The sequence below is a fragment of the Phytobacter sp. V69 genome, from assembly GCF_965644215.1.
Taxonomy (GTDB): domain Bacteria; phylum Pseudomonadota; class Gammaproteobacteria; order Enterobacterales; family Enterobacteriaceae; genus Phytobacter.
The window spans coordinates 1-20488 of the sequence record NZ_CBFFRL010000044.1; the positions used below are offsets into that span (position 1 = coordinate 1).

At 54.9% G+C, this 20488-nt stretch carries 23 protein-coding genes; 14 read left to right on the plus strand and 9 right to left on the minus strand.

Annotation, left to right across the window (positions count from 1 at the left end; translation table 11 throughout):
• Positions 1-85: 85 nt before the first annotated feature.
• Entirely contained in the window at positions 86-868 is a 783-nt protein-coding gene (locus ACSZPU_RS08455; protein ID WP_498997511.1) for a DsbA family protein, read from the plus strand.
• Positions 869-888: 20 nt separating this feature from the next.
• On the opposite strand, the gene ACSZPU_RS08460 is transcribed toward ACSZPU_RS08455, so the two are convergent.
• Both ACSZPU_RS08460 and ACSZPU_RS08465 read right to left on the minus strand, forming a co-directional pair.
• Positions 889-1128, minus strand: coding sequence for a hypothetical protein (locus ACSZPU_RS08460; protein ID WP_498997513.1), 240 nt, complete (start codon positions 1126-1128; stop codon positions 889-891).
• A gap of 123 nt (positions 1129-1251) precedes the next feature.
• Complete coding sequence (locus ACSZPU_RS08465) at positions 1252-2454, minus strand: MFS transporter (RefSeq protein ID WP_498997516.1); 1203 nt, start codon at positions 2452-2454, stop codon at positions 1252-1254.
• Between the two features lie 80 nt (positions 2455-2534).
• On the opposite strand from ACSZPU_RS08465, the gene ACSZPU_RS08470 reads away from it, so the two are divergent.
• Complete coding sequence (locus tag ACSZPU_RS08470) at positions 2535-3077, plus strand: TetR/AcrR family transcriptional regulator (RefSeq protein ID WP_498997518.1); 543 nt, start codon at positions 2535-2537, stop codon at positions 3075-3077.
• A 176-nt stretch (positions 3078-3253) separates the two neighbouring features.
• On the opposite strand, the gene ACSZPU_RS08475 is transcribed toward ACSZPU_RS08470, so the two are convergent.
• The gene (locus ACSZPU_RS08475) at positions 3254-4939 is read right to left on the minus strand and encodes an aspartate:alanine antiporter (RefSeq protein WP_498997521.1); all 1686 of its coding nucleotides are present in this window, start codon (positions 4937-4939) and stop codon (positions 3254-3256) included.
• 278 nt (positions 4940-5217) lie between these two features.
• On the opposite strand from ACSZPU_RS08475, the gene ACSZPU_RS08480 reads away from it, so the two are divergent.
• Positions 5218-5586, plus strand: coding sequence for an inner membrane protein YbjM (locus tag ACSZPU_RS08480; RefSeq protein ID WP_498997523.1), 369 nt, complete (start codon positions 5218-5220; stop codon positions 5584-5586).
• 28 nt (positions 5587-5614) lie between these two features.
• Here ACSZPU_RS08480 and ACSZPU_RS08485 read toward each other — a convergent pair whose 3' ends face one another.
• On the minus strand, positions 5615-5878 hold the full coding sequence (locus ACSZPU_RS08485; protein ID WP_498997524.1) for a GrxA family glutaredoxin: 264 nt from the start codon (positions 5876-5878) through the stop codon (positions 5615-5617).
• 173 nt (positions 5879-6051) lie between these two features.
• Between ACSZPU_RS08485 and nfsA the strand changes: the two genes are divergently transcribed.
• The 9 genes from nfsA (at position 6052) to rlmC (ending at position 14695) form a co-directional block, all read left to right on the plus strand.
• The gene (gene nfsA, locus ACSZPU_RS08490; protein WP_498997526.1) at positions 6052-6774 is read left to right on the plus strand and encodes an oxygen-insensitive NADPH nitroreductase; all 723 of its coding nucleotides are present in this window, start codon (positions 6052-6054) and stop codon (positions 6772-6774) included.
• Positions 6775-6971: 197 nt separating this feature from the next.
• Positions 6972-7874, plus strand: coding sequence for a 30S ribosomal protein S6--L-glutamate ligase (gene rimK, locus ACSZPU_RS08495; RefSeq protein ID WP_498997527.1), 903 nt, complete (start codon positions 6972-6974; stop codon positions 7872-7874).
• Between the two features lie 86 nt (positions 7875-7960).
• Positions 7961-8440: a type III secretion system chaperone family protein gene (locus tag ACSZPU_RS08500; protein WP_498997528.1), complete on the plus strand. Its 480-nt coding sequence runs from the start codon at positions 7961-7963 to the stop codon at positions 8438-8440.
• Positions 8441-8787: 347 nt separating this feature from the next.
• Positions 8788-9897 (plus strand): spermidine/putrescine ABC transporter substrate-binding protein PotF, encoded by a 1110-nt coding sequence (gene potF / locus ACSZPU_RS08505; protein ID WP_498997529.1) that lies wholly within the window; start codon positions 8788-8790, stop codon positions 9895-9897.
• A gap of 140 nt (positions 9898-10037) precedes the next feature.
• Positions 10038-11171 carry a putrescine ABC transporter ATP-binding subunit PotG gene (gene potG / locus ACSZPU_RS08510; RefSeq protein WP_498997532.1) on the plus strand — a complete coding sequence of 378 codons (1134 nt, stop codon included), beginning with the start codon at positions 10038-10040 and terminating at the stop codon, positions 11169-11171.
• A 9-nt stretch (positions 11172-11180) separates the two neighbouring features.
• The gene (gene potH / locus ACSZPU_RS08515; protein WP_498997534.1) at positions 11181-12134 is read left to right on the plus strand and encodes a putrescine ABC transporter permease PotH; all 954 of its coding nucleotides are present in this window, start codon (positions 11181-11183) and stop codon (positions 12132-12134) included.
• Entirely contained in the window at positions 12131-12976 is an 846-nt protein-coding gene (gene potI, locus ACSZPU_RS08520; RefSeq protein WP_498997537.1) for a putrescine ABC transporter permease PotI, read from the plus strand. The genes potH and potI overlap by 4 nt, the downstream gene beginning before the upstream one ends.
• A 50-nt stretch (positions 12977-13026) precedes the next feature.
• On the plus strand, positions 13027-13527 hold the full coding sequence (locus tag ACSZPU_RS08525) for a YbjO family protein (RefSeq protein ID WP_498997578.1): 501 nt from the start codon (positions 13027-13029) through the stop codon (positions 13525-13527).
• 40 nt (positions 13528-13567) lie between these two features.
• A complete protein-coding gene (rlmC, locus tag ACSZPU_RS08530) occupies positions 13568-14695 on the plus strand; it encodes a 23S rRNA (uracil(747)-C(5))-methyltransferase RlmC (RefSeq protein ID WP_498997538.1) in 1128 nt (375 codons plus the stop codon).
• Between the two features lie 39 nt (positions 14696-14734).
• Here the strand turns inward: rlmC and ACSZPU_RS08535 are convergent, their stop codons facing one another.
• Positions 14735-14989 carry a hypothetical protein gene (locus tag ACSZPU_RS08535; protein ID WP_498997540.1) on the minus strand — a complete coding sequence of 85 codons (255 nt, stop codon included), beginning with the start codon at positions 14987-14989 and terminating at the stop codon, positions 14735-14737.
• 192 nt (positions 14990-15181) lie between these two features.
• On the opposite strand from ACSZPU_RS08535, the gene ACSZPU_RS08540 reads away from it, so the two are divergent.
• On the plus strand, positions 15182-15901 hold the full coding sequence (locus tag ACSZPU_RS08540; protein WP_498997542.1) for a response regulator: 720 nt from the start codon (positions 15182-15184) through the stop codon (positions 15899-15901).
• Positions 15898-17379, plus strand: coding sequence for a sensor histidine kinase (locus ACSZPU_RS08545; protein ID WP_498997544.1), 1482 nt, complete (start codon positions 15898-15900; stop codon positions 17377-17379). The genes ACSZPU_RS08540 and ACSZPU_RS08545 overlap by 4 nt, the downstream gene beginning before the upstream one ends.
• 49 nt (positions 17380-17428) lie before the next feature.
• Here ACSZPU_RS08545 and artJ read toward each other — a convergent pair whose 3' ends face one another.
• The 4 genes from artJ to artI form a co-directional block, all read right to left on the minus strand.
• Positions 17429-18160, minus strand: a complete 732-nt coding sequence (artJ, locus tag ACSZPU_RS08550; protein ID WP_498997546.1) for an arginine ABC transporter substrate-binding protein ArtJ — start codon at positions 18158-18160, stop codon at positions 17429-17431.
• Positions 18161-18353: 193 nt separating this feature from the next.
• Positions 18354-19022: an arginine ABC transporter permease ArtM gene (gene artM / locus ACSZPU_RS08555; protein WP_498997548.1), complete on the minus strand. Its 669-nt coding sequence runs from the start codon at positions 19020-19022 to the stop codon at positions 18354-18356.
• Positions 19022-19738, minus strand: a complete 717-nt coding sequence (artQ, locus tag ACSZPU_RS08560) for an arginine ABC transporter permease ArtQ (protein ID WP_498997551.1) — start codon at positions 19736-19738, stop codon at positions 19022-19024. Before artQ ends, artM begins: the two co-directional genes overlap by 1 nt.
• A gap of 6 nt (positions 19739-19744) precedes the next feature.
• On the minus strand, positions 19745-20476 hold the full coding sequence (gene artI, locus ACSZPU_RS08565; RefSeq protein WP_498997553.1) for an arginine ABC transporter substrate-binding protein ArtI: 732 nt from the start codon (positions 20474-20476) through the stop codon (positions 19745-19747).
• Positions 20477-20488: the final 12 nt, after the last annotated feature.

Here is a 20488-nt window from a genome sequence, read left to right on the forward strand (position 1 = left end):
GGCCTCATTTCTCGCTGCCGTCCAGATCAGATGCATCGCTCTCTGGGCTAAAATCTTGTGACGACACTATCTAGGGAAACCACCGATGAACTTCAGAAAGACACTTATTTCTTTAGTGACCACATACAGTCTGTTCCAGATAGCCCCCGTGCAGGCCGCCTCTGCACCGGCATTCACGCCTGAACAGGAAGCGCAGATCGGTAAAATTGCCGCCGACTACCTGGTGGCTCACCCGGAAATACTGGTGCAGGTCAGCCAGAAACTGCAGCAACAAGAGCAGGAGCGTCAACAGATGGCGCTTACGCAGAAAGTGATCGATAACCAGGAAGCGCTTTTGCACGACAAAGACACGCCGGTTATCGGTCCGCAGGATGCCCGCGTCGCGGTTATTGAATTCTTCGATTACCAATGCATCTATTGCAGCAAACTTGCCCCTGAGCTGGAGAAAGTGATGAAAGCCAGCCCGGACGTGCGTTATATCTTCAAAGAATGGCCGATCTTCGCTTCGCGCTGGGAGAACTCAGAGAAAGCCGCGCTGCGTGGTCTGGATGTCTGGAAGCAGAAAGGTGCCGCCGGATATGCTATCTATCACAACGGTATTTACCATACCGGGCATAACGAAGGTGAGCTGACGGTTGACGATATCAATGCCGCCGCGAAGGCTGCCGGTGCCACGGATAAACAGCAGGCGGATTACAGCAGCATTCTTGAGAAAACCAATACGCTGGCGCAGACGCTGGAACTGACCGGGACGCCAGGGCTGATTGTGATGCCGGTTAAAGGCGCAACCGCAGAAAACGTCACCGTCTTCCCGGGACTGGCGAGCGCGGAACAGATTCAGGAAGCCATCAAGAAAGCCAGTCAATGACAGGCAATACCGCGGGTGGATTAATGGTGATCGTCAATCTGATGTTCGATGATCATCCCTTCGCCGACGCTGGCCAGATGGCGCGCGCGCGGCGCAACACGCACGACAGGCGGTGCGACATGGGCGGTTTGTGCTGTTGGCGTGTTAATCGGAACGAGTTCGATTTTATAGCCGTCCGGCACGTTAACCGTGATGTTTTGTGCCATCGCAGTGGTAGAAATAGTGGCAAAAAACAGGATGGAAAGCAGGGAGCGTTTCATGTTTGCCTCGGGATCTTGACGTGGCTGACCGGATGTCAGCCACAAAACCGGGCGAAGTATGCGTAATTGCCTGATGGCGGTTGTTGCCGCGCGTGCGGTGGATTTTCCGCACACGCGTTTCGATCACTCGGTGGCTGATTCCAGCGGGGTTGTCGGCTTCGCCACCGCTTTAGCAACCAGTGCGGCGACCACGACCAGACCCAATACCACCAGCATGGCGCTGCGTAAACCGTAGTGTTCCCCTAAGAAACCGAGCAGCGGCGGCCCCACCAGAAACGCCAGATAACCCGTTGTGGCAACCACGCTGACGCGGGTTGGCGCATCCGGCCCGGTGTCGCTGGCGGCAGAAATGGTCAGCGGGAAGCCCAGCGACGCCCCTAGTCCCCAGAAGATAACTGACATCCCGGCAATCCATGCGTTATCGACAAAGATAATCAGCCCGATACCCAGTGCGCCCATCAATGCGCTGGCGCGCACCACGATGACGCGGCTGTAGCGGTCGATAAACCAGCCACCGGTAAAGCGCCCGACCGTCATCCCGAGGGTAAAGCCGGCGTAGATCAGCGAGCCGGAAGTAGGGTTAAAGCCATGTCCGTCGACCATTAATAACGGCAGCCAGTCGTTGGCAGAACCTTCGGCAAAGGCCATCGCCAGTACCACCACGCCAATCAGCAGCAGCTGAATATCGCGATAAAACGGCACGCCCGCTTTATTGTGCTGTTTATCTTCCGGCGTGTCTTTGCCGGTCCCTTCGGGAATGGCGGAGATCGCGATGACGATGGGCGTAATGGCGACCACTGCCGCCAGCAGAATGTGCAAGGTTGCCGGGGTGCCAAAGGCGGTTAAGGTCATGCCAATGCCCGCGCCTGCCAGCGTGCCGAGGCTGTAAAAGCCGTGCATCATCGGCAGGACGGTTTTATTCATCTCACGTTCTACTGCCGCGCCTTCAATGTTGATCGCGACTTCGCCCGCACCCATACTGCCGCCAAAGAATGCCAGTCCAACGGCAAACAGCAGAGGGGAAGCGAGCCACAGGGCCAGGCTCAAAATCACCATGCCTGCGACGGCGGCCGTCATACTGGCGCGAATGACTTTGCGTGCACCAAAGCGTTTTACCAGCCAGCCGGAGGAGAGGATACCGCTCATCGAACCGACGGAAAGGCCAAACAGCACGGCACCCATTTCCGCCGTGGATACGGATAAGATGTCGCGGATCGCCGGGGTGCGGGTGGCCCACGATGCCATCAGCAGACCGGGGATGAAGAAGAAGGTAAATAATGCCCAGAGCCTGTGTCTGAGGGCATTACGGTGTGAGATGACTGCCATTACATCGCATCCTGCAGGGAAAAGAGAGGACAACACTAGCAAGAGTGTGTACATTTGTACATAACTGATTGAGAGGATTTATGAGTCGACGACCTAATGACCCGTTGCGGCGTGAACGCATCCTGGATGCCACGCTGGAGACCATTGCGCAGCACGGTATTCACGCCGTGACCCATCGAAAAATCGCCAGTTGCGCCGATGTCCCGCTCGGCTCCATGACCTATTATTTTTCGGGCATTGATGCGCTGTTAGACGAAGCCTTTACCCGCTTTACCCAGCAGATGTCCGCGCAGTACGCGGCATTCTTTGCGCAGGTTGATAGCGCCTCGACCGCGTGTGATGCCGTGACAGAACTGATTTTTAGCGCCCAGGTGACGACACCGCACAATATGGAGCTGATGTATCAGCTGTATGCCCTGATGAGCAAAAAACCGATGCTGAAAGGCGTGATGCAAAACTGGATGCGCACCAGCCAGACTACGCTTGAGCGCTGGTTTGACCCGGTAACGGCCCGCGCGCTGGATGCCTTTATCGAAGGGATGACGCTGCACTTTGTGGTGGACCGGGAGCCGCTCAGCCGCGCAGACATTCGTGCAATGATTGGAAGGATTGCGGGCGTGTGAGGGAGGGGCGAATGGCAAACGCCAGAAAACAAAAAACCCATCAACCTTGAACCGAAATGGCGGGGTTGATGGGCTCCACAAATTGGGGACATCAAAGAAAAGCAGTGGCACTAGTTATGACTAATGCTGAGAAAAAAAGTTCTACGGGTGTTAAGAAATTTTTTAAAAGTTCGGAGTTATCCTAGCCCCGGCCAGACAATGATGATGAGCGTCCCCGCCAGCGTAAGCAGAACGTTGGCTATCGCGTAGGTGCCCGCATAGCCCAGTGCCGGAATGTTACTGCGTGCGGTATCGCTGATAATCTCCATCGCAGGCGCACAGGTACGTGCCCCCATCAGTGCGCCAAACAGCAGCGCGCGGTTCATTTTCAGCACCCAGGCGCCGAAGAGGAAACAGATCATCACCGGCACGAGGCTAACGATAAGGCCCGCAATCAGCATCTGTCCGCCCACTTCCCCCAGGCTGTTGCCAATGCCGCTACCGGCGCTTAAACCGACGCCCGCCATAAATACCATCAGCCCGAACTCTTTTACCATGTTCAGCGCGCCCTGCGGGATATAGCCGAACGTCGGGTGGTTAGCACGCAGGAAGCCGAGCATAATCCCGGCAAACAGCAGGCCTGCGGCGTTGCCGATACCAAAGCTGAACGAGCTGAACTGAAAGGTGATCATGCCGATCATCAGGCCGACGATAAAGAAGGCGCAGAAGGCGAGAAGATCCGTAACCTGGCTGTGAATCGAGATAAAGCCGATGCGGTCAGCGATAGTTTTCACGCGACGGGCATCCCCGCTGATCTGCAGGACATCCCCTTTGTTAAGCAGGATGTTGTCGTCGATCGGCATCTCAATCTGGCTGCGGATGACGCGGTTGAGGAAGCAGCCATGGTCGGTCAGCTTAAGCTGCGCCAGACGGCGGCCCACAACATTGTGGTTTTTTACCACTACTTCTTCGGTGACGATGCGCATATCGAGCAGGTCGCGGTCGAAGACCTCTTTTCCGTTACGAAAGCTGGGGTCAAGGCGCGCATGCGCATCCGGGTAGCCCACCAGCGAAATCTCATCGCCCATTTGCAGCACCGCGTCGCCGTCCGGGTTCGCGAGAATACCGTTACGGCGAATACGCTCGATATAGCAGCCCGTCTGGCGATAAATACCCAGCTCGCGCAGGTTCTTGCCATCCGCCCAGGCCACCAGTTCCGGTCCGACGCGATAGGCGCGGATAACCGGCAGATAGACCTTGCGGTTGCTGTCGGTGTCGAGGCCACGCTCGTGGGCGATCTGCTTGGCGCTGGTTTGCAGATCCTGATGTTGCAGTTTCGGCATGTAGCGTGCGCCGACGATAAGACTGACCAGGCCAATCAGATAGGTCAGGGCATAGCCGAGGCTTAAGTGATCGAGCGCCTGTGAAAGCTGGCTACTGTCCATCCCGGAGTGGCGTAGGGTATCTCCCGCGCCCACCAGTACCGGCGTGGAGGTCATCGCGCCGGCCAGCATCCCCGCCGTCAGACCGATATCCCAGCCGAACAATTTGCCGAGCCCAAGGGCAATCAACAATGCGCTGCCGACCAATACCAGGGCCAGCATCAGGTAATTTTTGCCGTCGCGGAAAAAAATAGAAAAAAAGTTTGGCCCGGCTTCCACACCTACGCAAAAAATAAACAGCATAAAACCTAAATTGAGAGCATCTGTGTTTATGCTGAAATGTTGCTGACCTAATAATAAGGAAACCACTAAAACGCCAATGGAATTACCGAGTTGTACAGAACCCAGGCGTAATTTCCCCAGACAGAGTCCGAGCGCCAGAACAACAAATAATAACAGTATGTAATTCCCGTTTAACAAATCTGCGACGTTTATATTCACGGAGGCTAACTTCTTGTTTACTTGTAAACTATTGAAAGAAATGGTTATTTTGGCTACTGTTTTGCGACGAATCTGAGATTGAAAAACGCACTAATGCGTATTTATTCCCGGCAACACAATAACTGGGCGCTAGTTTAATCGTATTGAATTGCAACGGCTAGTAAGAATCGTCTATTCGCGCGGGGGTTTTTCGGCAGGGACTGCCATCACGCTTTATCTGAGCGTACGTTCTTTAGAACGGGTGAAGAGTTTGATAGAGAAAAAGTCAGGAGGATTGTTTGAAACATAAACGCGGACTCGCAGGCATAATTTGCTGCTTTTTACTTTTCATTATCGTCTGCCTTTTACAGGTGATGAATGTGAAAGGGGCTTTTCACACGTCCGGGCACCCTGAACTGGGACTGCTTTTCTTCACGTTGCCTGGGGCGGTTGCCAGTATTTTTTCACGCCGTCGTAAACTCATGTTGCCGCTTTTTGGTGCGATTCTCGCCGCACCGCTCTGTTTCGTCGCGATGCGCCTGTTCTTCACGCCGGTGCGTTCCTTCTGGCAGGAGCTGGCGTGGCTGTTTAGCGCCGTATTCTGGTGTGCACTCGGCGCGCTGTGCTATCTGTTTATCAGCAGTTTTTTCAGCAACGGGGCGCGTTAACGTCTGTGTCACTCCGGCTATTGCATAGTCACTTTACTCTGCCGAAATGTTTGCGGATGAACTTCTCAAACTCGTTAAAGCTGCCGATGTGCTTTTTGTCGATAAAAATCTGCGGCACCGTGTCGATAGGCTTGCCCGCGGCCTCTTCCAGCGCTGCGCGGGTGACGCCATCCGCGTGGATATCGACATAACGCCACTCAAAATTGTCCTGCGATTTGCTGACTTTTTCAGCCAGCTCTTTAACGCGAGCGCACTGTGGACAGCCTGCGCGACCAAATATCACTGTGTACATGGATCCTCCTTAAACCGGACGGTAAGCAGGGGATATAATGCGGCTTCTGTGCTCAGGGATAAAACAGGTTGTGCCTGTTATGTTAATTTCCGCAACCTTTCAGCACATATTGGCGATAATCGTCGGCAAAACTGTTCGCTATAATGGGGGGTTTGTTTCCAGGGAAAACGACCATGACCCCAGTTATCGATCTGCTCCGCGCCCATCGCTCTATTCGCCATTTCACCCAGGAGCCGATCACTACGGCCCAGCGTGAGGCGATTATCGCCGGTGCTCAGTCGGCCTCCAGTTCCAGCTTTTTACAGTGCAGCTCGATTATTCGCGTGACCGATCCGGCGTTACGTCAGCAGTTGGTTACGCTGACCGGCGGGCAGCAGCACGTGGCCGAGGCCGCTGAGTTTTGGGTGTTCTGCGCCGATTTTAATCGCCATCTGCAAATTTGCCCGCAGGCACAGCTGGGGCTGGCGGAACAGCTGCTGCTCGGCGTGGTCGATACTGCGATGATGGCGCAAAATGCGATGACGGCGGCGGAATCGCTCGGCCTTGGCGGCGTGTATATCGGTGGGATCCGTAACAGCATCGAGGCAGTGACCGAATTACTCCATCTGCCGCAGCACGTTTTACCGCTCTTTGGGTTGTGCCTTGGTTGGCCTGCCGACGACCCGCAGGTGAAGCCGCGTTTGCCCGCCGCGCTGGTGGTGCATGAAAACAGCTACCAGCCGGTGGATGCGCAGGTGCTGTCACAGTATGACGAGGAACTGGCGGCCTATTATCTCTCTCGTGGCAGTAATAATCGTCGCGATACCTGGAGCGATCATATCCGTCGCACCATCATTAAAGAGAACCGTCCGTTCATCCTCGACTATTTGCATAAACAAGGGTGGGCCGTGCGTTAATTCCCATGCATCCTGCACTTCGCTGCGTGTATGATACGCGGGTTTTCTACTCGTCATACTTCACGTTGCCAGTGTGTTGGCAGCGTCAGTGCGCCCCAGTCATATAGTGAGATATGCTCCTGGGGACTTACTGACTTGCCGCCTTCCGGCAACGCGAATTATGTGGAGTATTGCCAGTCTATTCAGAGAGGTGCAGGGTGAAAATCGCCATATTGTCCCGGGACGGAACGCTCTATTCATGCAAACGCCTGCGCGAAGCAGCCATTGCGCGCGGGCATCTGGTCGAAATTCTCGATCCGCTGTCGTGCTATATGAGTATCGACCCCTCGGCCTCGTCGGTTCATTACAAAGGCCGTCAGCTCCCCCATTTTGACGCGGTCATCCCGCGTATCGGTTCGGCCATTACCTATTACGGTACGGCTTCGCTACGCCAGTTTGAAATGCTGGGCAGTTATCCGCTGAATGAATCGGTGGCGATTACTCGCGCGCGCGACAAACTGCGTTCTCTGCAATTGCTGGCTCGTAAGGGCATCGATCTGCCGGTAACGGGGATTGCCCATTCACCGGATGACACCAGTGACCTGATTGCGATGGTCGGCGGCGCACCGCTGGTGGTGAAACTGGTAGAAGGCACGCAGGGGATCGGTGTGGTTCTTGCCGAAACGCGCCAGGCGGCGGAAAGCGTGATCGACGCCTTTCGCGGCCTCAATGCCCATATCCTTGTCCAGGAATACATTGAGGAAGCGAAGGGGCGGGACATTCGCTGCCTGGTGGTGGGTGATGAAGTGGTGGCGGCCATTGAGCGGCAGGCGAAAGAGGGCGATTTTCGCTCCAACCTGCACCGTGGTGGCGTGGCCAGCGTGGCGACCATCACCCAACGCGAGCGGGAAATGGCGATTCAGGCGGCACAGACGCTTGGTCTGGATGTCGCCGGGGTGGATATCCTGCGCGCGAACCGGGGGCCGCTGGTGATGGAACTGAATGCGTCGCCGGGGCTGGAAGGCATTGAGAAAACCACCGGGATCGATATCGCGGGCAAAATGATCGCGTGGATTGAGCGCCACGCAACGCCGGGTTATTGCCTCAAAACCGGCGGATAGTCGAATTTACGCGCTGCGCAATGGTATGCGCGGTGCTTTTTGCGTAAGCTATGGCTCCAATTTACTAGTCAGAGGTTGTTTCGCGCATGAATTCTCTCGTCGCACCTGGTCTGGACACGCTGCGTCAATGGCTTGACGAGCTGGGCATCAGCTTCTTCGAATGCGATACCTGCCAGGCGTTGCACCTGCCGCATATGCAGAATTTCGACGGGGTATTTGACGCCAAACTCGATCCGATGAACGACGTGATCCTGTTTACCGCGATGGCTGAAGTGAAGCCTTCGGCACTGCTGGCGCTGGCCGCCGATCTCTCTGCCATCAATGCCAGTTCTTTGACGGTGAAGGCATTTCTCGATATTCAGGACGATAACCTGCCTAAGCTGGTCGTTTGCCAGACATTATCCTCCGGCGCCGGGGTGACGTTCGAACAATTTGCATGGTTTATGCGCCAGAGCGAAGAGCAAATTTCAATGGTGATTCTTGAGGCTCGCGCCCACCAGCTGTTGTTTGTTCCGGAAGAGGAAGAGCTCAAAACGAATGACGACGCGCGCAATTTTCTTCACTAAGCCTGCATGACATTAGCGCAGTCGCTGCCAGCGCGGCTGCATAATGGATATTATTATTCTGCTGTTTGCTGCCCCCCAAAGAATTTTTCACCACCATTCTCGCCGTTCCGGCTTATCACGTAGACAGAATCTGCATAAAAAATTGATAAAAGGCGTTTTTTAATCTGCCCTATAGCCTCTAACCCTGGCTACAGTTATTCTTGCGGTGCTTTGAAAAGCATGCGGCGTCGGCCGAAAGAATTTTCCTCTTCGACCAGTGCAGACTGACAAAATATGCATGAATTTTGCATATCTTAAATGCGTACACTTAGTTCGTATGGTAACGGACTTTCCAGAAGGAATGAGATATGACCGCTTTGAGTAAAAAATGGTTATCAGGTCTTGTCGCGGGTGCATTGATGGCTGTCTCTGCCAGCACACTCGCCGCAGAGCAAAAGACGCTGCATGTATATAACTGGTCTGACTATATTGCGCCGGATACGGTAGCAAATTTTGAAAAAGAAACCGGGATTAAAGTTGTTTACGACGTGTTCGACTCCAACGAAGTGCTGGAAGGCAAACTGATGGCGGGCAGCACCGGTTTCGACCTGGTGGTACCTTCCGCAAGCTTCCTTGAGCGCCAGCTGACCGCCGGTGTGTTCCAGCCGCTCGACAAGAGCAAGCTGCCGAACTGGAAGAACATGGACCCGGATGTGCTGAAAATGGTTGCTCAGCATGACCCGGACAACAAATACGCGATGCCGTACCTGTGGGCGACCACCGGCATTGGCTATAACGTTGATAAAGTTAAAGCGGTTCTGGGCGATGTACCGGTAAACAGCTGGGATCTGGTGCTGAAACCGGAGAACCTGGAAAAACTGAAAAGCTGCGGTGTCTCCTTCCTGGATGCTCCGGAAGAGATTTTTGCGACCGTGCTGAACTACCTGGGTAAAGACCCGAACAGCACAAAAGCGGATGACTACTCTGGCCCGGCAACCGATCTGCTGCTGAAACTGCGTCCGAACATTCGCTACTTCCACTCCTCTCAGTACATTAACGATCTGGCAAACGGCGACATCTGCGTAGCGATCGGCTGGGCAGGTGACGTATGGCAGGCGGCTAACCGCGCCAAAGAAGCGAAAAATGGCGTGCATGTTAACTACATCATTCCGAAAGAGGGCGCGCTGGCGTTCTTCGACGTCTTCGCTATGCCAACTGACGCGAAAAACAAAGATGAAGCGTATCAGTTCCTGAACTACCTGATGCGCCCTGACGTCATCGCACACATCAGTGACCACGTGTTCTACGCCAACGGTAACAAAGAATCCAAGCCTTTAATTAGCGCAGAAGTGCGTGAGAACCCGGCTATCTATCCACCGGCGGATGTCTTCGCGAAACTGTACACGCTGAAAGTGCAGGATCCGAAAATTGACCGCGTAAGAACCCGTGCGTGGACAAAAGTAAAAAGCGGCAAATAATCAATCACCTGAACAGTGAGTGAGTTGCACCACGGCGGTGCAGTTGCCCTAAACCCGGACAGAGGTCATCGGCCTCTGTCCGGTCATTTGTAGACAACCGGTTGGTTCTGGTTGAGTTTTTTTTGCCGGAGAGCACTTGAGTGAATGAAGCTATCCCCCGCCCACAGGCGAAAACCCGTAAGGATTTAACGCCTCTGCTTGAAATCCGCAATCTGACCAAGTCGTTTGACGGTCAGCACGCCGTTGATGATGTCAGTCTGACCATTTATAAAGGCGAAATTTTCGCACTGCTGGGTGCATCTGGCTGCGGCAAGTCAACGCTGCTGCGTATGCTGGCAGGCTTTGAACAGCCAACAACCGGGCAAATTATGCTCGACGGCGTCGATCTGGCGCATGTGCCGCCTTATCTGCGTCCTATCAATATGATGTTTCAGTCCTATGCCCTGTTCCCGCATATGACCGTTGAACAGAACATCGCGTTTGGCCTCAAGCAAGACAAGCTGCCCAAAGCGGAAATCACCGCCCGAGTGGCGGAGATGCTGAGCCTCGTGCATATGCAGGAGTTCGCGAAGCGTAAACCGCATCAGCTGTCCGGAGGCCAGCGTCAGCGTGTCGCGCTTGCCCGTAGCCTGGCAAAACGTCCGAAGCTGCTGCTGCTCGATGAGCCGATGGGCGCGCTGGATAAAAAACTACGTGACCGTATGCAGCTGGAAGTGGTGGACATTCTGGAACGCGTTGGCGCGACCTGCGTGATGGTGACCCACGACCAGGAAGAAGCCATGACCATGGCCGGGCGTATCGCCATTATGAACCGCGGTAAGTTTGTGCAGATTGGCGAACCGGAAGAGATCTATGAGCACCCGACCACCCGTTACAGCGCAGAGTTTATCGGCTCGGTGAACGTGTTCGAAGGGCTGCTCAAAACGCGCGAAGAAGACGGTCTGGTGATTGATTCGCCGGGGCTGGTGCATCCGCTGAAAGTGGATCCGGATGCCTCCGTTGTCGACAACGTGCCGGTGTATGTCGCGCTGCGTCCGGAGAAAATCATGCTCTGCGAAGAGCCGCCCGCTGACGGTTATAACTTCGCGGTGGGTGAGGTGGTGCATATTGCCTACCTTGGCGATCTGTCGATTTACCACGTTCGTCTGCAAAGCGGACAAATGATCAGTGCGCAGTTGCAGAACGAGCACCGCTATCGTAAAGGTACCCCTACCTGGGGCGACGAAGTTCGCCTGTGCTGGGATGCCGACAGTTGTGTGGTTCTGACGGTTTAAGGAGCGGTGATGAGTACACTTGAGCCACCGACCCGCGTCGAAAAACCGGGCGGCTTTTCCCTTTGGTTGGCGCGTTTCCAGATGAAGCACGGGCGTAAGTTCGTTATTGCACTGCCCTATATCTGGTTGATTTTGCTGTTTTTACTGCCGTTCCTGATTGTTTTCAAAATCAGTCTGGCAGAGATGGCGCGCGCGATCCCGCCGTATACGGATCTGGTTGAATGGGCTGATAACCATCTCACCATTTCACTGAACATCAATAACTTCCTGCAATTGACCGACGATCCGCTCTATTTCGAAGCGTATCTCCAGTCATTACAGGTGGCAGCAGTGTCGACTGTCTGCTGTTTGCTGTTGGGCTATCCGCTGGCGTGGGCCGTTGCGCACAGTAAGCCGTCAACGCGTAATATCCTGTTGCTGTTGGTGATCCTGCCGTCATGGACCTCCTTCCTGATTCGTGTTTACGCGTGGATGGGGATTTTGAAAAGTAACGGCGTACTGAATAACTTCCTGATGTGGTTGGGTATTATCGATCAGCCGCTGGAGATTTTGCACACCAACCTGGCGGTCTATATCGGTATTGTGTATGCGTATCTGCCCTTTATGGTGCTGCCTATTTACACCGCGCTGACGCGTATCGACTATTCGCTGGTCGAGGCGTCTCTGGATCTGGGCGCGCGTCCGTTGAAAACCTTTTTCAATGTGATCGTGCCGCTGACCAAAGGGGGCATCATCGCTGGCTCGATGCTGGTGTTTATCCCGGCGGTGGGCGAGTTCGTGATTCCGGAACTGCTCGGTGGCCCGGACAGCATCATGATTGGTCGCGTTCTGTGGCAGGAGTTCTTTAATAACCGCGACTGGCCGGTGGCCTCAGCGGTGGCGATTATTATGTTGCTGCTGCTGATTATGCCGATCATGTGGTTCCATAAACATCAGCAGAAACAGATGGGAGACAACGCATGAACAACTTGCCGGTAGTGCGTTCCCCGTGGCGTATTTTGATTCTGGTGCTGAGCTTTACCTTCCTTTATGCGCCGATGCTGATGCTGGTGATCTACTCGTTCAACAGCTCCAAACTGGTGACGGTCTGGGCCGGTTGGTCAACGCGCTGGTATAGCGAGTTGTTCCATGACGACGCGATGATGAGCGCCGTGGGTCTGAGCCTGACGATTGCCGCCTGTGCCGCAACGATGGCAGCGATCCTCGGGACGATTGCCTCCGTGGTGATGGTGCGCTTTGGTCGTTTCCGTGGTGCTAACGGCTTTGCGTTTATGATTACCGCGCCGTTGGTTATGCCGGATGTGATCACCGGGCTGTCGCTGCTGCTGCTGTTTGTGGCCCTGGGTCACTCCATCGGCTGGCCGTCGGATCGCGGCATGCTCACCATCTGGCTGGCGCATGTGACCTTCTGTACGGCCTACGTCGCAGTGGTTATCTCCTCGCGCCTGCGTGAACTCGACAGATCCATTGAAGAGGCGGCCATGGATCTTGGCGCCACGCCGCTGAAAGTGTTCTTTGTGATTACGCTGCCGATGATCATGCCAGCGATTATCTCGGGTTGGCTGCTGGCGTTTACTCTGTCGCTGGACGATCTGGTGATTGCCAGCTTCGTGTCTGGCCCAGGGGCGACAACGCTGCCGATGCTGGTCTTCTCCAGCGTACGTATGGGGGTGAACCCGGAAATCAACGCCCTGGCCAGCCTGATACTGGGTGTGGTGGGGATTGTTGGTTTAATCGCCTGGTATTTGATGGCGCGCGCGGAAAAGCAGCGTGTGCGCGATATCCAGCGTGCAAGACGAGGCTAATAATTCTAGAATCTTAAAAGTTGTGTCACGGATGCCGCGCCTGTCGCGGCATCTTTTTTCACAGGGAATACAGCACATTGGGATTCTTTACTAAAACGCGTCAGTCTCATGCCCGCCCGAATGTACCTGCGTTGGTACAGGTGGCGGCTATCGCCATTATCCTTATCCGCTGCGTCGATCTCTTTATGCTCTGCGATGTGCTGGGCGTGCGCGGAATGATGGAATTTGTGCAACGCAGTGCGCAAACCTGGAGCCTGACGCTCATTTTCTTCGGTAGCCTGGTGCTGGTCTTCGTCGAAATCCTCTGTGCCTTTTCGGTGGTGAAGGGGCGAAACTGGGCGCGCTGGCTGTATCTGCTGACGCAAATTATCGCGACGAGCTACCTGTGGGCGGCCTCGCTTGGCTATGGTTATCCTGAGCTGTTCAGTATCGCGGGCGAATCGAAACGCGAGATTTTCCGCACGTTGATGATGCAGAAATTGCCTGACATGTTGGTGCTGTTCCTGCTGTTTGTCCCTTCTCCCAGCAGACGCTTTTTCCGTCTGCAATAACGGGGTACAATCGCCGCCCCGCAATTCAGAAGGCTTTACTATGCAGTGCGCACTCTTCGACGCCATGCGCTGTCGTTCCTGTCAGTGGATTGAACAACCGACTGACGACCAACTCCGTGCAAAAATGACCGATCTCCGCGCCCTGCTGGCGGATTTACCGGTAGCGGAATGGTGCGCGCCGGTCAGTGGCCCGGAACAGGGGTTTCGCAATAAAGCCAAAATGGTGGTCAGCGGCAGCGTGGAAAAACCGCTGCTCGGCATGTTGCATCGCGACGGCACCCCGGAAGATCTGACCGATTGCCCGCTCTATCCCGACTCGTTCCATGCGGTCTTTGCTGCATTGAAACCCTTTATTGCCCGCGCGGGGTTAACCCCTTATAACGTGGCGCGTAAACGCGGTGAGCTGAAATACCTGCTATTAACCGAAAGTCAGCATACGGGCGGCATGATGCTGCGCTTTGTGCTGCGTTCTCAGACCAAGCTTGAGCAACTGCGCGCCGCGCTGCCGTGGCTACAAGAGCAGTTGCCGCAGCTTCGCATCATTTCGGTCAATATCCAGCCGGTGCATATGGCCATCATGGAAGGGGAGACGGAAATCTTCCTTACCGAACAGCAGGCGCTGGCGGAAAACTTCAACGGCGTGCCGCTGTGGATCCGCCCACAGAGCTTCTTTCAGACTAACCCGGTCGTCGCCAGCGCGCTGTACGCCACGGCGCGTGAGTGGGTGAGGGCACTACCAGTCTGCCATATGTGGGATCTGTTTTGTGGCGTGGGCGGTTTTGGTTTGCACTGCGCGACGCCGGAGATGACCCTCACCGGTATCGAAATCGCGCCGGAAGCTATTGCCTGCGCGAAGCAGTCTGCAGCAGAACTGGGGCTGATCGATTTGCACTTTCAGGCGCTCGATTCCACCCAATTCGCCACCGCTCAGGCGGATGCGCCACAACTGGTGCTGGTGAACCCGCCGCGTCGCGGGATTGGTCAGGCGCTGTGTGATTATCTGAGCCGAATGGCGCCGCCGTACATCGTCTATTCAAGCTGTAATGCGCAGACGATGGCGAAAGATCTGCACGCGCTTGCGGGTTATCGCATTGAACGCGTGCAGTTGTTTGATATGTTCCCCCACACCGCCCACTACGAAGTGTTGACGCTGCTGGTTCGTAACTGATCGCCCCGGTGGCATGATGTCACCGGGGATCAGCCGGAATTACTGGCCCATGCCGTCCGATTTTTTCTTCATCATGTCGTCGTCTTTGCCCATGGTCCCTTTTTTCGCCCTGTCGCCGTGCTTCATCGTGCTCTCTTTTTTGGCTATGCCGTCATGCTTCATTGGCATCTTTTTCTTCATCATGGTGCTGTCATCCTGCTTTTTCATCCCGTCCTGACTCATTGCGTCGGCGGCATGGGCGCTGGCGATCCCAAAGGCACAGAGGGTCGCGAGGGTGAGGATCATTTTTTTCATTGTGGTTCCTTGCAAGGTTTGATGTCGTTGGTCACCCGGCTTCCCGGTCCGGCCGTGGAAAGTGCGGGGTGATGCACAGCAGCTTACGCCGCCGCCGATCACGACTTCCTCACGGAAATATAAATTATTTGCGATAACTCAATGGGCGACTATTGGGTAAGCTAATAAAGACAACCTCAACCGGAACGGGCTATGGAAACCGCAAAAAAAATACTGCTGGTCGAAGACGATCGGGATATTGCTGGCCTGCTACGGCTCAATTTGCAGGACGAGGGCTATCAGATTGTCCACGAAGAGGACGGTGCGCGCGCGCTTACTCAGCTTGAAAAGACCGACTGGGACGCGGTGATCCTCGACCTGATGCTGCCCAATGTCGACGGGCTGGAGATTTGCCGCCGCATTCGCCAGATGACCCGCTATCTGCCGGTCATTATTATCAGCGCCAGAACCAGTGAAACGCACCGGGTGTTGGGGCTGGAAATGGGCGCGGATGATTATCTGGCGAAGCCGTTTTCGATTCTGGAGCTGGTGGCCCGGGTTAAGGCACTGTTCCGCCGCCAGGAAGCGATGGGGCGCAATCTGCGTCTGGATATGGGCAGCATTGCCTGTCACGGTTTAACCATCGAGCCGCTTCCCCGTGAGGTCCGCCTGCGCGGGGAGTTGATTGATTTGACCCCGCGCGAGTTCGATCTGCTCTACTGGTTTGCCCGTCATCCCGGCGAAGTTTTTTCGCGCCTGGCGCTGCTCGATCAGGTGTGGGGATATCAACATGAAGGCTATGAGCATACCGTGAATACCCATATCAACCGCCTGCGCATGAAGATTGAAAAAGACGCCGCTGCGCCGGAAATCATTCTGACCGTCTGGGGTAAAGGCTATAAATTTGCCGTCTCGGGGCGTGAGGGGGAGTGATGCGTCGTTTAAGCCTGAGTCAGCGCCTGACGCTGGTCTTTACCGTGCTGCTTCTGCTCTGTGCCGCCGCAGCCAGTAGCGTTCAGCTCTACAGCAGTACTCGTTATGGCGATGCGATGGTGCAACGCCTGTCTGCGGAGCTGGCCCAGCAAATTGCCAGCAGTGAACCGCTGCTTGATACCCAGGGCAAAGTGAATCGCCAGACGCTGAAATCGCTGTTTGACCGCCTGATGACCCTCAACCCCAGCGTCGAGCTGTACATGGTTTCTCCGGAAGGGGATTTGCTGGCCGATGCCGCGCCGCCCGGGCATCTGCGTCGCGAGCATATTGATATTGCCCCGCTGCAGCGCTTTTTATCCGGCGCGTCCTGGCCGGTTTACGGCGACGATCCGCGCAGTGTTAACCAGCAAAAAGTCTTTAGCGTGTCGCCTATTCGCCTTGATGGGCAACTGCACGGCTATCTCTACATCATTTTGCAGGGCGAGAACCTGAACGCGCTGGCGGAGACCGCCTGGCAAAAAGCGTTGTGGAATGCGCTGCTCTGGTCATTGCTATTGGTGGCAGTGTTTGGCGCGCTGGCAGGTGGGCTAACCTGGTGGTGGGTGACGCGTCCGGTGAAAAAGTTGACCCGCGAAGTGAGCGGGCTGGAGCAGGACAGCATCAGCGCCATCAAACTGCTGGCGATGCGTACGCAGGATCCCGAGGCGGGAAATGAAGTGGCGGTGCTGGAAAACGCCTTTATCGAACTTTCCCGGCAGATAGCCAGCCAGTGGGACCAGTTGGCGGACAATGATCGACAGCGGCGGGAGTTTGTCGCCAATATTTCGCATGATTTGCGCACGCCGCTGACGTCATTACTGGGCTATCTGGAAACCCTGTCGGTGAAGGCCGAACACTTAACGCCGGAAGAGTCCAAACATTATCTGAGCATCGCCCTGCGTCAGGGCAACAACGTCCGCCACCTGTCGCAGCAGCTGTTTGAGCTGGCACGGCTGGAACACGGTGGTATCAAACCGCAGCCGGAGCCGTTCTCGATGGCGGAACTGCTACAGGATGTGGCGCAGAAATTCGACCTGATGGCGGAAACGCGCGATATCCGCTTGCTTTTAGAGCTGCCCACCAGACTGCCACTGGTCTATGCCGATGTGTCGATGATGGAGCGGGTGCTCACTAATCTGCTGGATAACGCCGTGCGCCATACGCCCAACGGCGGGAAGATTTATCTGCGCGCCCGGCAGCGGGAAGACCAGCTGATTGTCGATGTCGAGGACAGCGGGTCCGGCGTACCGGGTGCCCTGCGTGCCACCTTATTCCAGCGTCCATCGGTACTGGATAAAGCCAGGGCGGGAGAGTCGCGGGGCGGGCTGGGGCTGATGATTGTCCGGCGCATGCTACAGCTGCACGGTGGTGATATCCGGCTGGTGGATGCGCAACCGGGCTCCTGTTTTCGCTTTACACTGCCGTTTCAGGGGACGTGAAAACATAAAAAAATCCGCATTACGCGGCTTTTTTTCGATTCGATTGCGATTACTGCGGGAACCACTGTTCGCTGATTTTCTGGTAGGTGCCGTCAGCTTTGATGGCAGCCAGCGCGGCGTTCAGTTTTTCCAGCAGGGCTTTGTTATCCGGACGTACCGCGATGCCAAGGCCAGTGCCGAAGTATTGTGCATCGGTCACTTTCGGGGTCGCAACACCCAGCTGCGGGTTGGTTTTCAGCCACTCGTTAACCACGGCGGTGTCACCAAACACGCCATCGATACGGCCATTTTTCAGGTCGATAATCGCATTCTGGTAGCTGTCATAGGCCACGGTTTTCACTTCCGGGTGTTTGTCCTGCAGGTATTTCTGGTGCGTGGTGCCGTTTTCCATACCGATACGTTTGCCTTTCAGATCATCGAAGGTTTTGAACGCATCTTTTTTGGCGATAACTACAGCGGAGTTAGCGTAGTACGGCTCGGTAAAGGAGACCTGTTTGCTACGTTCCGGGGTAATGTCCATGCCGGAGATGACCGCGTCATATTTTTTGAATTTCAGTGACGGGATCAGGCTGTCAAACGCATGGTTGGTGAAGGTACAGTCTGCTTTCATCTGCGCACACAGTGCGGTCGCCAGGTCGATATCAAAACCGACAATCTTGTTGTTTGCATCCATGGATTCAAACGGCGGGTAGGTCGCAGAGACACCGAAATTAATTTTGTCAGCGGCGGTTGCGCCAACAGCGAAAGAGGCAAGTAATGCGGCCAGAATCAGTTTTTTCATTTTTGGAGCTCCTGTCTGTCAATCTTATTGTTTTGCGGTTGCCGTGTTTGAGGCATGGGGCTAACAATGCCAGCTAATGAATTTTTATGCAATATATTTGCTTAATTATTTTCTAATTCGCATAAAAAAAGCGAGTAGTTAATAAGTTACTCGCTTTGTTGATTATTATTTATGCACTCAATGCAACGTGACTTTAGTTGCGACGTTCAAACGCCAGCGCTTTACGCTCAATCAGACGCATCATCAGCGTCAGCAGGCCGTTAACGGTAAGATAAATCGCCCCGGCTGCACCAAACACCGTCACGTCATAGGTACGTCCGTACAGCAGCTGGCCATGTCCCATCACTTCCATCAGCGTAATGGTATAGGCGAGAGACGTACTCTTGAACACCAGCACCACTTCGTTCGAGTAGGACGACAACGCACGTTTGAACGCATACGGCAGCAGGATCGCCAGCGTGTCTTTCTTGCTCATCCCCAGCGCGCTACAGGACTGCCACTGGCCTTCCGGAATGGCGCGGATCGCCCCGTAAAACAGCAGGGTGGTATAGGCCGCACTGTTTAAGGAGAGCGCCAGCAGGGCACACAGCCAGGGTTCGGACAGCAAGTGCCAGATAACCGGATATTCCTGCAGTACCGGGAACTGGCCCGGACCGTAGTAAATCAGGAAGATCTGCACCAGCAGCGGCGTACCGGTAAACAGCGTGATGTACCCACGGACCACCCATGACAGAACGGGGGTTTTCAGTGTCAGCACGATGGTGAATAGCAGCGACAGAATCAGCGCGGCAATCAGCGACGCGACGGTCAGCGTCAGGCTGGTGTGCAGCCCTTTCATGAGCTCTGGTAAGTACTCAAGCATCAGTCTGGTCTCCGTTCAAAGCGTGTGGCACGTAGATCAATACGCTTAAGGATCCACTGACTCAGCAGAGTGACCACCAGATAAATCGCTGCCGCCACGATGTACCAGGTAAATGGCTCCTGGGTACGGGTGGCGATGCTTTTGGTTTGCAACATCAGGTCGTTGACGCTGATAAGCGAAACCAGCGCGGTATCTTTCAACAACACCAGCCACTGGTTGCCAAGACCCGGCAACGCATGACGCCACATTTGCGGCATAACCAGACGGAAGAAAATGGCGCTTTTCGACAGCCCCAGCGCCTGGCCTGATTCCCACTGACCCTGTGGTACCGCTTTCAGCGCGCCGCGTAGAGTTTGCGAGGCGTAGGCGGAATACAGCAATGACAGGGCGATCACACCGCAGAAGAACGGACTGACATCGAAGTTCTCGATCTGCAACTGCACCGGGATTTGAACGAACCCCAGATTCAGGGTGAAACCGTCAGAAAGGATTAACAGCAGCTGTGAGGAGCCGAAATAGATAAACAGCACGACCAGGATTTCTGGCAAGCCGCGCAAAATGGTAACCAGCGCCGAGCCAGCCCACGAAACGGGACGCCATTTTGCTGACTCCCATACCGCAAAGATCATCGCCAGAACCAGGCCGATGATCAATGCGCAAACGGCAAGGCCGACGGTCATCCCGGCGGCGCTTGCTAACGGAAAAATTTCATTCATCAAGGATTACTTCTGGAACCATTTTTTGTAGATGGTTTCGTAGGTGCCGTCTTGCTTCACTTTTTCCAGCGCAGTATTAAATTTCTGCTGCAGCTCTGTGTTGCCCTGACGAACCGCGATACCCAGACCCGTGCCGAAGTACTCTTTATCGGTCACTTTGTCACCAACGGCGGCCAGCTTGTCGTTCGCTTTCAGCCATTCGGTCACAACAGCGGTGTCACCAAATACGGCATCGATACGGCCATTCTGCAGATCCAGTTTGGCGTTCTGATAGCTGTCGTAAGGAACGGTGGTGATTTCCGGGTGTTTATCGTTGATGAATTTCTGGTGAGTGGTGCCGTTCTGCACGCCAACTTTCTTGCCTTTCAGGGCATCGATGCTGGTGTATTTACCTTCCAGGCCCACGAACAGCGCGGAGTTGTCGTAGTACGGGGTGGTGAACAGAACCTGTTTTTCACGCTCCGGGGTGATGTCCATACCGGCCATCACCGCGTCGAAACGACGGAATTTCAGGCTTGGGATCAGGCTGTCAAACGCCTGGTTGGTGAAGGTACAGGTAGCGTCAATCTCTTTACACAGTGCGTTTGCCAGATCCACGTCGAAACCGACGATTTTGTTGTTCGCGTCGGTAGATTCAAACGGAGGGTAGCTTGCTTCGGTGGCGAAACGGATAGTCTGTGCTGCAGAAGCAGACAGGCTGACGCTTGCAAGCAGCGCGGCGATCAGAACTTTTTTCATTGTCATTCCCCG

Coding starts and splice junctions, on each gene's coding strand:
- ACSZPU_RS08455 (WP_498997511.1), top strand. CDS start 86: ATGAACTTCAGAAAGACACTTATTTCTTTAGTGACCACATACAGTCTG.
- ACSZPU_RS08460 (WP_498997513.1), bottom strand. CDS start 1,128: ATGAAACGCTCCCTGCTTTCCATCCTGTTTTTTGCCACTATTTCTACC.
- ACSZPU_RS08465 (WP_498997516.1), bottom strand. CDS start 2,454: ATGGCAGTCATCTCACACCGTAATGCCCTCAGACACAGGCTCTGGGCA.
- ACSZPU_RS08470 (WP_498997518.1), top strand. CDS start 2,535: ATGAGTCGACGACCTAATGACCCGTTGCGGCGTGAACGCATCCTGGAT.
- ACSZPU_RS08485 (WP_498997524.1), bottom strand. CDS start 5,878: ATGTACACAGTGATATTTGGTCGCGCAGGCTGTCCACAGTGCGCTCGC.
- nfsA (WP_498997526.1), top strand. CDS start 6,052: ATGACCCCAGTTATCGATCTGCTCCGCGCCCATCGCTCTATTCGCCAT.
- ACSZPU_RS08500 (WP_498997528.1), top strand. CDS start 7,961: ATGAATTCTCTCGTCGCACCTGGTCTGGACACGCTGCGTCAATGGCTT.
- potF (WP_498997529.1), top strand. CDS start 8,788: ATGACCGCTTTGAGTAAAAAATGGTTATCAGGTCTTGTCGCGGGTGCA.
- potH (WP_498997534.1), top strand. CDS start 11,181: ATGAGTACACTTGAGCCACCGACCCGCGTCGAAAAACCGGGCGGCTTT.
- potI (WP_498997537.1), top strand. CDS start 12,131: ATGAACAACTTGCCGGTAGTGCGTTCCCCGTGGCGTATTTTGATTCTG.
- rlmC (WP_498997538.1), top strand. CDS start 13,568: ATGCAGTGCGCACTCTTCGACGCCATGCGCTGTCGTTCCTGTCAGTGG.
- ACSZPU_RS08535 (WP_498997540.1), bottom strand. CDS start 14,989: ATGAAAAAAATGATCCTCACCCTCGCGACCCTCTGTGCCTTTGGGATC.
- ACSZPU_RS08540 (WP_498997542.1), top strand. CDS start 15,182: ATGGAAACCGCAAAAAAAATACTGCTGGTCGAAGACGATCGGGATATT.
- artJ (WP_498997546.1), bottom strand. CDS start 18,160: ATGAAAAAACTGATTCTGGCCGCATTACTTGCCTCTTTCGCTGTTGGC.
- artM (WP_498997548.1), bottom strand. CDS start 19,022: ATGCTTGAGTACTTACCAGAGCTCATGAAAGGGCTGCACACCAGCCTG.
- artQ (WP_498997551.1), bottom strand. CDS start 19,738: ATGAATGAAATTTTTCCGTTAGCAAGCGCCGCCGGGATGACCGTCGGC.
- artI (WP_498997553.1), bottom strand. CDS start 20,476: ATGAAAAAAGTTCTGATCGCCGCGCTGCTTGCAAGCGTCAGCCTGTCT.